General features: G+C 40.7%; 10 protein-coding genes. 4 read left to right on the top strand and 6 right to left on the bottom strand.

From position 1 onward, the window contains the following. Positions 1-120: 120 nt before the first annotated feature. Positions 121-1,122: a GTPase ObgE gene (gene obgE / locus U735_RS0118145; protein WP_031445185.1), complete on the top strand. Its 1,002-nt coding sequence runs from the start codon at positions 121-123 to the stop codon at positions 1,120-1,122. A gap of 171 nt (positions 1,123-1,293) precedes the next feature. Then, positions 1,294-1,827: a DUF4136 domain-containing protein gene (locus U735_RS0118140; protein WP_031445184.1), complete on the top strand. Its 534-nt coding sequence runs from the start codon at positions 1,294-1,296 to the stop codon at positions 1,825-1,827. A 104-nt stretch (positions 1,828-1,931) separates the two neighbouring features. On the opposite strand, the gene U735_RS0118135 is transcribed toward U735_RS0118140, so the two are convergent. The 4 genes from U735_RS0118135 to U735_RS0118120 form a co-directional block, all read right to left on the bottom strand. After that, positions 1,932-2,306 (bottom strand): DoxX family membrane protein, encoded by a 375-nt coding sequence (locus U735_RS0118135; RefSeq protein WP_031445183.1) that lies wholly within the window; start codon positions 2,304-2,306, stop codon positions 1,932-1,934. Positions 2,307-2,384: 78 nt separating this feature from the next. Next, on the bottom strand, positions 2,385-8,465 hold the full coding sequence (locus U735_RS0118130; protein ID WP_031445182.1) for an alpha-2-macroglobulin family protein: 6,081 nt from the start codon (positions 8,463-8,465) through the stop codon (positions 2,385-2,387). A gap of 207 nt (positions 8,466-8,672) precedes the next feature. Continuing rightward, positions 8,673-9,458 carry an SDR family oxidoreductase gene (locus U735_RS0118125; RefSeq protein WP_031445181.1) on the bottom strand — a complete coding sequence of 262 codons (786 nt, stop codon included), beginning with the start codon at positions 9,456-9,458 and terminating at the stop codon, positions 8,673-8,675. 45 nt (positions 9,459-9,503) lie between these two features. Next, on the bottom strand, positions 9,504-9,821 hold the full coding sequence (locus tag U735_RS0118120) for a cupin domain-containing protein (RefSeq protein WP_031445180.1): 318 nt from the start codon (positions 9,819-9,821) through the stop codon (positions 9,504-9,506). Positions 9,822-9,980: 159 nt separating this feature from the next. On the opposite strand from U735_RS0118120, the gene U735_RS0118115 reads away from it, so the two are divergent. Both U735_RS0118115 and murI read left to right on the top strand, forming a co-directional pair. Next, on the top strand, positions 9,981-11,342 hold the full coding sequence (locus U735_RS0118115) for a UDP-N-acetylmuramate--L-alanine ligase (protein ID WP_031445179.1): 1,362 nt from the start codon (positions 9,981-9,983) through the stop codon (positions 11,340-11,342). A 138-nt stretch (positions 11,343-11,480) separates the two neighbouring features. Further along, positions 11,481-12,272: a glutamate racemase gene (gene murI / locus U735_RS0118110; protein WP_031445178.1), complete on the top strand. Its 792-nt coding sequence runs from the start codon at positions 11,481-11,483 to the stop codon at positions 12,270-12,272. Between the two features lie 28 nt (positions 12,273-12,300). Here murI and U735_RS0118105 read toward each other — a convergent pair whose 3' ends face one another. Next, a complete protein-coding gene (locus U735_RS0118105; RefSeq protein WP_031445177.1) occupies positions 12,301-12,798 on the bottom strand; it encodes a dihydrofolate reductase in 498 nt (165 codons plus the stop codon). Further along, entirely contained in the window at positions 12,795-13,184 is a 390-nt protein-coding gene (locus U735_RS0118100; protein ID WP_031445176.1) for a 2TM domain-containing protein, read from the bottom strand. The genes U735_RS0118105 and U735_RS0118100 overlap by 4 nt, the downstream gene beginning before the upstream one ends. Positions 13,185-13,220: the final 36 nt, after the last annotated feature.

The raw sequence follows: 13,220 nt of genomic DNA, 5'->3' as shown, positions 1-13,220 counted from the left end.
ACTGGCTTTAAATGCTCCTCAGTGGTACTTAGGATTGGCCACTCATAATTTCTAGGTTTAAAGTGGGACTATAAAAATTTGTGGTCCTGTTTATAGAACTTGGAACAATAAACTAAAAAAATGACGGAAGGAAATTTTGTGGATTATGTAAAAGTGCACTTGGAATCCGGTAAGGGAGGAAAAGGTTCCGTGCATTTGCATAGGGAAAAGTTTATTACAAAAGGTGGACCAGATGGTGGTGACGGGGGTCGTGGCGGACACGTAATTGTCCGTGGCAATAAGAATTTATGGACCCTGTTAGGGTTTAAGTTTACCAGAACCTTTAGGGCCGGCCACGGTGAGCATGGCAGTAAGAACCGCAGTAGTGGGGCAGACGGACAGGATGTTTATCTGGAGGTGCCCTTGGGGACCGTTATTAAAGACGCTGAAACCCTTGAAGTTCTAATGGAGATTACCGAGGATCAGGAGGAAAAAATTCTTTTGGAAGGTGGTATGGGAGGTCGCGGTAACTGGCATTTTAGAACGGCTACCAATCAGACGCCAAGATACGCCCAACCCGGAAAAAGTGGCGAGGAATTGGACCTTATTTTGGAGTTGAAAGTATTGGCCGACGTAGGCCTGGTAGGTTTTCCAAATGCCGGTAAATCTACCCTTCTATCCGTGCTTACTTCTGCCCAACCCAAAATTGCGGATTACGAATTTACGACCCTAAAGCCCAATCTGGGGATAGTGGAATACAGGGATTTTAAAAGTTTTGTTATTGCTGATATTCCCGGTATCATTGAAGGGGCAGCCGAAGGAAAGGGACTTGGACATTATTTTTTAAGGCATATTGAGCGTAATTCCACCCTGTTGTTCTTGATCCCCGCAGACAGCAAGGATATTTCCAAGGAATATGAAATTTTATTGGACGAGCTGCGCAGATATAATCCGGAATTATTGGACAAGGACCGATTGATAGCCATCTCCAAAACCGATATGCTGGACGAGGAGCTTATTGCGGAAATGAGAATTGAGCTGGACAAAGATTTCAAGGATGTGCCTTATATGTTCATATCCTCCGTGGCCCAGATTGGGCTGGTGGAGCTTAAGGACAGATTGTGGGCCATGTTGAATAAATAGTCCCATTGGTTTATTGAATATATATGCCCGTTTTTATTGGTTATAATGTCCTGCGTTTTAACGAATACTTACTCTCATAGAAAACGGCAATAATAATTTTCACTATTTTAGAGTCTATTTAGGAAATTGCAATCACAATTTCTTAAGCAGGCTCTTATAAAAATTGGAATAATGAAAAGTATAATCCCATTCTTGCTCTTGCTCTTGCTCTTTTTAGCTTCCTGTAGTGCCATTCGTGTAAATTATGACTATGATAGGGACACCGATTATACTAAATATACCACCTATAACTACTTTTCGGACATGGATACCGGTTTAAGCGAATTGGATACCCGGCGATTATTAAGGGCCATTGATTCCACTATGCGGGGTAAAGGATTTTTGCTATCCGAAGAGCCAGAATTTTTAATAAATATTTTGAGCAGCTCTTTTAGGGCGCCTAGAAACAATTCAGTAGGGGTGGGCATAGGCGGTACAGGGAGAAACGTTGGTGGTGGAGTATCTATTGGTATTCCTGTGGGAGCAGCGAATGTGGAACGGGAGATTCAGTTCGATTTTGTTGACAGTCAGAAGGATGAACTTTTTTGGCAGGCAATAGCGGTAAGTAGTCTAAGGGAAAACAGTTCTCCTAGTGAAAGGGAGAATAAAATACAGGCTTTGGTAACCAAAACTCTTGAAAAATATCCCCCAAAAAGTAGAAAGTAATACCCATGGCAAGTGTATTTGTTATAGGGCTAAAATATTATAAATAAGAAGCGGGATCCACTATGGGTCCCGCTTCTTATATTCTTAGATGTAATCAATAGAGGTTATGGTCTCAGGATATCCTTATATCTTTCTTTGTAGGCGTACAGCATTACTATATTAAGAATAAGCAATACCAAGGTTAGGCCAATGGAACCTGGTTCCAAAAATGCATTGAACAATAATGCATTAATAGAGACGGTCATCAGTATGATCATCATTAAGGCTCCAAATTTGTTCGTCAATAAGGAAAGTCCCGAAAGAATTTCCACTATGGCAACCACATAAAGGGTATTGGTGCTCGTTAAGGCTGAAAAATAGTTCATAGCCGCTTCGGACATTTGTCCTGCCGGCATAAAATGTAAGAATTTATTCGTCCCGAAAACGATCAGAAAAATTCCAAAAACAAAGCGCAAGGCGATAAAAAAGGTAGAGTTCATAATTCTTTGAATTTACGTTAGTTATTTATGAATTTATGAAAAAAAGCAATACCTTTTTAACAATATTTTATTTTTTTGTCATTCGATAAGGATTCTCACTCCTTCGCTATGACTACTAAATTCCGGGGCGTACATACTCTGGATGGTGGAAATTCCGTTGCTGAAATCCCCGGCATTGTTGACCCTTAGGTCGTATTCAAAGACATATATCCCCTTGGGCAGGTAGTCGAAAAAGAAATTGGTACTGGCATCTTTTGTGCTTTCATAATATCCTAGACCATCTTGCCATTTATAGCTGGACAGCACATTGATGGGTTCCATCCCCGCTGCCCTCATATCCTTCATATGCACATATTCCATTTGCCTATCTGCCCTTAATTCAATTCTTATACGAACCAGATCCCCAACATGTAAAGGTGTGTTGTCATTTATTTCAAACAATACCTCCCCAGTATCCGTGTTCTTTTTTAAGAAGACTTTCTTTTTTAATTTCAAAGGCGTATCGGCAGGGGTTATTTTGTCCAAATCTTCAAAATATTGCCAGTACAAAGCGCCCCAAGCAATGCCATCCCCTTTTTTGTTAAGCTGAACCTCTGCCATTTTTGGACTTATTTCGTTTTTGTTCCAAGTGTTTTTGTAATATCCTGTTCCTGCTTCCACTTGAACATTTTCGAGTTTGGAGGGTTCAATTTTTTCACCTCCTACCCATACATCTACAGCTTCGGTTACGGACAACCATTCACTTCCCTCTAAAAGTAGCGCATATACTGCATCTGTGGTGGCTTTGGTGGTTTTCCATTGATTGGTCTGTTTGTTTTTCAGCAACCATATTTTTAGGTTATCTACTAACTTATCGTCATTCTTAATTTCGGAAAAGGCTTCTATTAACAGGGATTGGGTCTCAATTGGTGCCTGGTACCAATACCAGGAATTGTTGTTTTCTTTCCAGTACATTCCCAATTCATCACTCAAAATACTATTTTCCTCCAAGGACTTAATTATTTTATTGGCGGTAGCTGTACTTCCGTCTCTAAAGAGAATTAGGGAAAGTAACCCTTTTGAATATAGATCCCTTTTTACCCAATATTTTTGTGCCTGCCGGGTGTAGTAGTCCATAATTTCGGTTACTTTTTTGGAAACCTTTATTTCTGGATAATAACTGCGCATGTACAAATAATGTATTTGGGTATGGCTCAAATGGTCATCGTTAAGGTCCGTGGCGTATTTTTTCATTTGTTCGTATTCTTTCACAAACTCATCGTCCAAATAGGCAACCGCATTTTTTATTACCTGCTGTTCCTTGGTATTAACGCTCTTTCCAATCCCCGATTTTTCCTCACTTCCACTGGACGATGTTAATTTCTTAAGGTGTCCTAGTCCGGTAACAATATGTTGGGTAATAAATCGGTTTTCAGGGCCTCCCTTGAACCATGCCCAAGCCCCGGACGACATTTGGTTCTGAACCAGTTTATTAAAGGTATTGCCTTGATCATTTTTCAATTTGTTGAGATCGAAGAGCATTGCTATACGTTTCTTTTGTTCGGTTTCTGATTGGGCATCGCGCAGCCATGGTGATTCCTGAATTAAAATCGATTTTAATTCTTCATTTTTCTCAAGATTGCTCAACAGCGCATCGGAATTGGCCCATTGGTCAAATACTTGTCGTATTCTAGGATTGGAATTGGCAATAAATCCTCCCAAGGTGTTGGCGTAGTATCTCGAGAATATTTGCTCGTTACAGTCATAGGGATATTCCATTAAGTATGGTAGGGCCTGAACGGCATACCATGCCGGATTGGAAGTTATCTCCAGACTAAGTTGATGATGCTTTAGGGTAGTGGAGGTGGCGTTCTTTAATTTGTCCAAAGTAAAGGTCTTGCTCTCATTGCCCCGCACCCACATTGGCAGGGTTTCGGTAACTAACATTCGGTTTGTAAGTACTGGAAGTACATTTTGTTCCCCATCGCTAAAATCACCGGCCTTGGCCATTATCTTGTACTGCACAGCTCCAATACCTTCAGGAATTTTTAAGTTCCAAGACACTTGGGTGTTTCCCATGGAATTTATCGTAAAACTATTTTCGGACATAAGAGTTCCGGAAGTTGGATCACTGATCAATAGCTCTTGGGTTATATCCCTTCCGCTGAAGGCATCCACTAATTCCAACCTGGCATTACCACTTAGCAATTTGTTGGTTAGGTTCGCGATTTTGGTGCTGATCACTATTTTATCTCCCTCGCGCAAAAAACGTGGTGCATTTGGGGTAACCATCAATTCCTTTTGTGTAACGGTTTGCAAGGTGGAAGTGGCACTTTCCATGGTCTTGGTATGTGCCAGTAGCTGTAGTTTCCATTTGGTCAAAGCCTCTGGAGTAGTGAAACTAAAGGAGACATTACCGTCTTTATCGGTTAGGAGCTGGGGAAAGAAAAAGGCGGTTTCCTGAAGGTTTTTTCTGATTTGGATGTCGTCAAAGCCACTTTTACCATCATTCCCTTTAGGGGCAACTGCGTTGTTGTTCCCATTGTTTTCTGGGGCCGGTACAGCACTGCCGGTAATAACTGTTTCTTCCAAGGCTTCGCTGTCAGCTAATTCCTCCCTATGTATACCAGCTGCACTGCTCTTCATCATCATTCTATCGCGCATGGCATAGCCATATCCAAAATGTAGGCCGAACCAATCAAAGGAGTCATAATATTGAGGGGTATAAGTAAACCTGTCTCCAAAATTTAGATAGGTATTAAAGGAGTTGATACCGTAACTTTTATAGGCATTCAAATTTCTGTTCGAGTAATATTGCCCCCTGTAATTCGGGGAAAAATTCCAATGATGTCCTTTAAAGGCATCCAATGAAGCATCATACATACTGGCCAATAGTTCAGCTGTTACCTTATCACCTTTGGGACCTTTAATATTAAAGGACCATGTTTCTTCTTTTCCGGGCTGAAGCTTATCCCGGAAAGTAACTGTTTCAATTTTTAGGTCGGCACTGGGATAGGGGACAGTAATGGAAAGGCTGCCAGATTGAAAGGAATTGTATGCCGAGAAGCTATAATTTATGGCAAATCCTCCCTGGTCTTCTGCAGTAACAGGAATTTCGATGGTCTTTGAATTATTGTCCAATCCAATTAGCTGTGTTGCCACAATTTTCCGATCCTTTTCAATAAATAAGGATATGATAAGGTCTTCCGCGGCGCTGCGCAAAGTAAGTTTCACTTTTTCCCCAATGGCATAGGAGTTTTTATCGGTCTTTATTTGAAAAAGCTGATTGTCTGCCAATATCTTGTCCTTACCACTGTAAATAGTAGTTTGTGTAATGTCCTTTACAAGTTGACCAAATTTATCCTTTGTCTCCAATTCAATGATATATTTTCCGGACAACCACTTTTTTAGGTTGCCCAAGTCAATTTCCCTGGATTTCCCTGTGTCAAAGCTAGATTCCCATACCAATTCCCCTTTACCCCAAAAGGCTGGGTTGTCTTCTTTGCCAAAGGCATCATGGGGGAATAGTTCCCTGAATTTAGCTTCTCCAAAGCCATCATAATCAGGGGCGGCCCAAGGTCTTGGTCTTAGGACATTGCCCGGTGCTTTTAATTTGTACATTTTTAGGCTTCCCTGTGCCGCAACGTTCTCACCATTAAGGTTATAGGTGGAAATTGTTATTTTAGGATTTTTGCCGTCCTTGTCCAATGGATCTTCAATTTGGATATCGGCCGTAAGCGCATGATAGCCCACATTGACCATGGTAGTTGCACTGTGGGTTTCGCCATTGAGGTCCGTGACATCTGCCGTAACCTCATAGTTAAAAGTGGGCATATTTTCCTTGGCGATACTTAGATCCGGTATGGCCTTGAAGTTAATCTCGTAGTTGCCGTTGGCATCGGTAATCGTTTCGCCATGGGCAATTTCCTGGGGGACCCCATCAAAATAGGGCAGGTGCCAATAATACCATTTAGGGTAATACACCACTCGCCTAACCGTATAGCTTACCTTGGCATCTGTAATAAGGCTTCCGGCGTAGGCATTGGCCTTTCCCTTAACGGAGATAGTATCGTTGACCCTAAAGGTCTCTGTAATGGATTCCAATGAAGTTTCAAATTTGGGACGCTTGTATTCTTCCACTGAAAAATAGCTGTTGCCGCTAATTTCAACTTCGTCAGAATCCAATTTCAAATAATAATTTCCGGTAAGCCCATTATTGGGTAAAATGAATGTGCCTGAAATGGAGCCATAATCATTGGTTTTAAATTCCTGTAGGGAAACTTCTTGATGATTGACATCCATAAGGCTCACCGTTATTTTGGTTTTGTTAAGCACGGCGGATTTATCGTCTTTTTGTACCATAGCCAACCCTTTAAAATATAGGGGTTGACCAGGCCTGTAAATGCTACGGTCCGTAAACAAAAAACAGGAATAGAGGTCGTCTTCCTCCCCTTGGTCGTATTTGGCATTAATATAAAAATCTTCAAAGAAAGCCTCTTCATTTTTGGTGCTGATCAGGATATCAACGTTGGTCCAGCGCTCATCGGTTAGGGGTAGGTTTACCATCCCTTTTTCATCGGAAATCAAAGTCTTGGTCAGGATGGGTCTTTCGTAGTTCTGTTGATAGGAGAATTTTAGGGTGGCTCCGGATATGGGTTTTCCGTTGTTACGATCAATTACTTGAAAGTTATGTTCCGTGCTGGTATCTCCCTCCACCAATGCCAAATTGGTGACTTGGATAGGGCTATAGGCAAAGCTGATGCCCGAATCTGCATAAGGGGTGGCCAATATAATGTAGGACCCGTTACTTAATTCTGGCAATAAGATTTCTATTTTGTGCGAATGATAGTCATTTTCGTTAATAAGTTGGGCATCCCAACTCTTGACTTCCGGGAGTTTTTTAATAAAGGCCAATATTTTTTCCTCGGGATAAAGGGTGTTTAGCTGCTTTATGTCCTTTTGGGAAATCTTACGGGCCGACAATTGAAGTGTGTGGAGATTTTTATATTCCAATAGTAAACGTGAAGGTAGGTTAACCGGTATATGTCTTTCCGCGGTCAATCGAAGGTCTTTGGATAAAATCTCCGATTTTAGTGCCTTACATTTTTCAGCGCCCCTACTTTTTGGAAACTGATCCAATACAGTATCACATATGGCCATAGCCTCTTTCTGCTTCCATCTGTATTCATCCTTTATGTTAGGTTGATAACTGTTGCCCCATTCGCGGTACAATATGGCAATTTCATACTGGTATAAAGCCGAATTTTTATGGCCCTTTATAGATTCGGCGGTATTTTGCAAAACCTCCAGGTATTGTTGGTCCTTGTTGGGAAATACCGCATTTTCCTTAATAAACCTAAGACGTTCAATATCAACATCGATATATGCTTCACCTGCAGTGTCATGAAAATCCAAGAGTTGCTGATAAAGTGTTATGGCCTTGTGCTGTAAGGAAGTTTTGTCCTTAGTGTTAATTTGTTGTTCTACGAATTGTTTTCCCTCGCATAATAATTCCGGATTGTCCAACTCAAATTTATCTGCCGGACGTGCAATGCTATTTTCACTGGTTTTATAAAAATCCAATGCCGAATGGGCCAAAAGATCAAATAGGGTGGGCCGATAAGTCTCGGAGCCTTTTTGTTCATTGAGGATTTCTTTAAAAGCATCCACTTTTAGTTGCTGTAACTCTAAAGGCTTATGCAATGAGGCATCAAAATGTACACTTATTTCTTGAAAAATAGTGCTAAGGTCCCAGGTTCTAAAATCAATGCTGTCTACTTTTTCCTCTGTTGTTGTCCTGTCGTAGAATCGATATCTGTTTTGTTGAAAGTATTGCCAATACATATTTGCCAAATAGCCTTCCAAGATATTTTTGGTCGGGAATTGGCTTTGGTCTATTTCTTCTTTAAAATCGCGTACAATTTTTAATTGGGCATCCTCCTCCAAGGTTAGTGCATATTTGGAGGTGTAGATAAGTGATCTTATGATTTGAACGGAATTCTGCTCTTTTGTGGCCTTTTTTGAAATTAAAGCTACTATGTCCAATGCGGATTTGGTCATGGCCTCGTTCTCCAATTTTTGTACCCTTTGCCATAAGGTAGAATAGGAATCGTTGGGAGATTGGGATTGTGCCATTTGAGAGAATAAGATTAAGGTAAATATTGTTGCTATTTTTTTCATCTGAATAAGTATATATAACAAAATTGGCGTTTATTTCATGGCGTTACAATCCATAATGAGTGAAACACACTTTTAAGTGAGTAAACACGCCATGAAGTGACTAGATGCAAAAAGAATACCAACGTTGCTTTATTAATGCAGGGATTTTTTTAGTACCCTTGGAAGCCTTGGCTCCTCTATACTATTCTTTGTTTATTTACCGGCCATTTAAAGCGACTTTAGCAAACCGCCATCAATGGGAATATTGGTCCCTGTTATAAAAGAGGCGTAATCAGAAGCCAAAAAAGTAACTAAGTGGCCATATTCCGTGGGGTCTCCAAATCGTCCCACAGGTACATGGGAGAGCATTTGATTCTCGACTTCAGAAAGAGGAATGCCCAAGGATTTGGCCTTTGCACCGTTAAGATTTTTTAGTCTTTCCGTGTTGAAATATCCGGTTAGGGTACAGTTTGCAGTAATGTTGTATTTGCCTACATCGGAAGCCAAGGTTTTGGACCAGGTAACTACAGCAGCACGTATGCTATTGGAAAGAGCCAAATAGGGTAGGGGTTCCTTTACTGAAACTGAGGCAACATTGATAATACGACCGTATTTCTGGGATATCATTCCCTTAAGCGCCTGTTCTGTGGTAAATACCACAGTCTTAAAAAGAAGGTCAAAAGCTTCCTGGTAATCATCGATCTTTTTCTCCAAGGCACCCCCTGCGGACGGTCCTTGGGTATTGTTCACTAAAATATCTACCGTGTTCGTTTTAAAGAAGGTGGATATACTTTTCTTATAGGCCTCAAAATTGGAATAATCTACTGCCAAATACTGGTGTTGCTGTCCGCTGTCCGTAGGTAAATTGGAAACCAGGGATTTTAACTGTTCCTCGCTACGGGCCATGACGGTAACGCTTGCACCACTGGCAGCCAATTGTTGGGCAATGGCCCTGCCAATTCCACGACTGCTGCCGCCGATCAATGCTTTTTTGTTTTTGAGTGATATCTTCATCTTGCTAATAGGTTTTAACACTATCCCATTGGGACAATGGTTTGTTTATCTATATTCTTCCCTTGTGGGACTAAAAACATCCATTAATTTACAGGGGGTAAGTGCTAAGCCGCTATGTGGAACGTGGGGTGGAATTATTACCAGGTCGCCCGGTTCATAGGTTTTGGTAATGCCGTCTAGGGTAAATTCAAATTTTCCCTCCAAAACCTGCATTACCTGTTCATTCATGTGTGCATGTTCGGGAACTTTGGCTCCGGCTTCCACCTCCCAAAAAGCTAAACTCATGTTTTGGGTATGAATGAGTTTGCCGTGGTAGCCTGGCATAATTTCCTTGGGGACGATTTCGGCAAGTTTTATTTTCATGGATAGTGTTGTTTGGCACTAAATTAAAAAAATATTGAGGTTTAAGTTATTGTTTTAATACTATTTCCGGTATTTGTTCTTGGAATAACTGAAACCATTCAATAACTTTTTTGATAGCCTTGAACAATGATTATCTTTACCCCTTAAACCGATCTTTTCATGCACATTCATTTTATTGCCATAGGGGGCAGTGCTATGCACAATTTGGCTTTGGCATTACATCATAAAGGATATACTGTTTCAGGTAGTGATGACGTAATTTTTGAACCTTCCAAAACCAGGTTGGCAGCCAAAGGGCTATTGCCGGAACAATTTGGTTGGTTTCCAGAGAAATTGAATTCCAATTTGGATGCGGTAATTTTGGGTATGCACGCCAAGGCCGACAATCCTGAGCTTTTAAAGGCCCAGGAATTGGGATTGAAAATATTTTCCTATCCCGAGTTCCTGTACGAGCAATCCAAGAATAAGACCAGAGTGGTCATAGGGGGGAGTCACGGCAAGACTACCATTACTTCCATGATATTGCATGTTCTAAATTATCATGACAAAGCTGTAGATTTTATGGTAGGTGCCCAATTGGAAGGGTTTGACCGTATGGTACATCTTACCGAGGAGAACGATTTTATAGTGCTGGAAGGTGATGAATATTTGTCCTCTCCTATAGATAGGCGGCCGAAATTTCACCTTTACCAACCCAATATTGCATTGTTGAGCGGAATAGCTTGGGATCATATCAATGTATTTCCTACTTATGACAATTATGTGGAGCAATTCCGGATTTTTGTGGATAGTATTGTAAAAGGAGGAAGTATTACCTACAATGAGGAAGACCCAGAGGTAGATATGGTGGTAAAAGCCTCTGAAAATGCCATACGCAAGCTCCCCTATAACACTCCTGAATATACGGTTGAAAATGGGCAGACTATTTTGGAAACCCCGGAGGGCCCTATGCCTATAGAAGTTTTTGGAAGGCATAACCTTAGTAATCTGGCGGGGGCAAAATGGATATGTCAAAATATGGGCGTGGATGAAGACGACTTCTATGAGGCTATTGCCTCCTTTAAAGGCGCTTCCAAAAGATTGGAAAAAATTGCTGAAGGTAGGATCTGTGTCGCCTATAAGGATTTTGCCCATTCACCCAGTAAAGTAATGGCCACGACCAATGCCGTTAAAGAGCAGTATCCGGACAGAAAATTAATTGCGTGTCTGGAGCTGCACACTTATAGCAGTTTTAACCCGGAATTTTTAAAGGAGTATAAAGGTGCCTTGGAGGCTGCAGATGTAGCGGCGGTTTTCTATTTGCCTGAATCGGTCAGGATAAAGAAGCTTAAGGAGGTTACCCCTGAACAAATATCTGAAGCCTTTGTTCGTGACGATTTAAAGATTTTTACCGATTCCGAGGATTTCAAAAATTTTGTGTTTGGTCAGAAATATGATAATTCCGTACTTCTTTTAATGAGCTCTGGGAATTATGGCGGGTTGGATCTCGAGGAGGTAAAAGCGCTGGTTAAAAAGTTTTAGGTAGCTGATCTTTCGGTTGTATTGAACCATAGAAAATAAAATATACTGTAGGGAAGGAGCAGTTTTATTTCCTGAAAAGAACTGCTTCTAAAAACAATATTAATGTAACTTTATGGCTGTTTAATCTTTTTATTTTAAATGAATAAAGGTCCCATAGGCATTTTTGATTCCGGCATTGGAGGTACCTCCATATGGAGGGAAATCAACAGGGTGCTTCCCTATGAATCTACTATTTATCTCGCGGACAGTAAGAATGCCCCTTATGGGGAAAAATCAAAGGAACAGATACTTCAGCTTAGTATAAAAAACGTTGAGCTACTTCTGCAAAAGGGTTGTAAGCTTATAGTGGTTGCCTGTAACACGGCTACCACCAACGCTATTAAGGAGCTTAGGGAAAGATACCATGTGCCGATGATAGGGATTGAGCCGGCCATTAAGCCTGCCGCCCTAAACTCTAAAACCAAAACAGTAGGTGTTTTGGCTACCAAGGGAACTTTATCCAGCGCACTATTCAATAATACATCGGAAATACATGCCAATGGCATAAAGGTCCTTGATCAAGTTGGTACTGGCCTGGTTGAGCAGATCGAGAAAGGGGAGGTCAATACTGCCAAAACAAGGGAGTTGTTGCAAAACTACCTGAAACCCATGTTGAGTCAGGGGATGGATCAATTGGTTTTGGGCTGCACACATTATCCCTATTTGATTCCCTTGATAAAGGAAATTTTACCTGAAAATATTAGTATTATCGATTCTGGCGAGGGAGTGGCCAGACATACCAAAAATGTATTGCAACAAAATAATTTATTGGCAGGACCGGATGGTGAAAGTAATTCGCACCAGTTTTTTACCAATGGGGATGTTAATGTATTAAGATTCTTTTTAAAGGATGTAAGTGTACCTTATGAGGCACAGTTTCTGAATTTTTAGCTTCTAACCTTTTGCGGTCATTTATTCCTTATTGTTTTTTTGTGTAGGTCAAATACGAAAAATCATATTTATGCCGCTCATCCTTGGGGTGGTATTCCTCTTTTATCAATTGCCATTTGGATTTGTCAAATTCTGGAAAAAAGGTATCCGCTTCAAAGGTTCCATGTACCCTGGTCAGTTCAATTTGGTTGGCGTATTCCAATCCCAGTTTGTATATTTCACCCCCACCTATAATAAAGGATAAGGGGTCCTCTTTTACAAGATTCAAGGCATCTTGCAAGGAATGTACAATCAGGCAATCTTCATGTTTTACAGTATAGTTCTTATCTCTGGTTATGATGATATGGGTTCTGTTGGGTAGAGGTTTGGGAAAGCTCTCGAAGGTTTTGCGCCCCATGATTATTTTATGCCCTGAAGTAATGCTTTTGAAGCGTTTAAAATCGTCGGGTAGATGCCACAACAGGTCGTTGTCTTTTCCCAAGGCATTGTTCTCTGCAGCGGCGGCTATTATGGATAGAATGTTCACTCTTCTTTTTTTTTATTGATGTTGGACAATGGAAATTCCGTTTCTATTTCCTTCTGCAATTCTGATATTTTCTGTTTCTGTTTCAGAACCAATTTTTCCCTCTGTGTCCTTTCCCACTCCAGTCCCATAAATTTGGAGGTGACAAATACGTTAAATATGTGGATTGCGAACAAAAAGGCCCAAAAGGTAATGGCCCAGACAAACCAGTTGTACTCCACACCATACTTTAATATTTTATTGATGATGATCATAAATACACTGCCGATCAAAAACACAACAAAATGATTATAAAGTCGCTTCTTTTGCTTTATTCTGGTTTGGGCATGTTCCAGTAGTTCATGCTGTTCTATTTCTATAAGTGATTTTTTTTTATTCTTGGAGAACATCCTAATTCCTATCTTTAGACAAAGATACCATAAATA

Origin of the sequence: Arenibacter algicola (assembly GCF_000733925.1) — a bacterium.
Lineage (GTDB): Bacteria > Bacteroidota > Bacteroidia > Flavobacteriales > Flavobacteriaceae > Arenibacter > Arenibacter algicola.
Note: the sequence above shows the minus strand (reverse complement) of the source record. Positions and strands in the feature narration are given on the sequence as shown.

What these genes read in the sequence shown, in the direction of transcription:
- obgE (WP_031445185.1), top strand. Translation starts at nt 121, where the DNA reads ATGACGGAAGGAAATTTTGTGGATTATGTAAAAGTGCACTTGGAATCC.
- U735_RS0118140 (WP_031445184.1), top strand. Translation starts at nt 1,294, where the DNA reads ATGAAAAGTATAATCCCATTCTTGCTCTTGCTCTTGCTCTTTTTAGCT.
- U735_RS0118135 (WP_031445183.1), bottom strand. Translation starts at nt 2,306, where the DNA reads ATGAACTCTACCTTTTTTATCGCCTTGCGCTTTGTTTTTGGAATTTTT.
- U735_RS0118130 (WP_031445182.1), bottom strand. Translation starts at nt 8,465, where the DNA reads ATGAAAAAAATAGCAACAATATTTACCTTAATCTTATTCTCTCAAATG.
- U735_RS0118125 (WP_031445181.1), bottom strand. Translation starts at nt 9,458, where the DNA reads ATGAAGATATCACTCAAAAACAAAAAAGCATTGATCGGCGGCAGCAGT.
- U735_RS0118120 (WP_031445180.1), bottom strand. Translation starts at nt 9,821, where the DNA reads ATGAAAATAAAACTTGCCGAAATCGTCCCCAAGGAAATTATGCCAGGC.
- U735_RS0118115 (WP_031445179.1), top strand. Translation starts at nt 9,981, where the DNA reads ATGCACATTCATTTTATTGCCATAGGGGGCAGTGCTATGCACAATTTG.
- murI (WP_031445178.1), top strand. Translation starts at nt 11,481, where the DNA reads ATGAATAAAGGTCCCATAGGCATTTTTGATTCCGGCATTGGAGGTACC.
- U735_RS0118100 (WP_031445176.1), bottom strand. Translation starts at nt 13,184, where the DNA reads ATGTTCTCCAAGAATAAAAAAAAATCACTTATAGAAATAGAACAGCAT.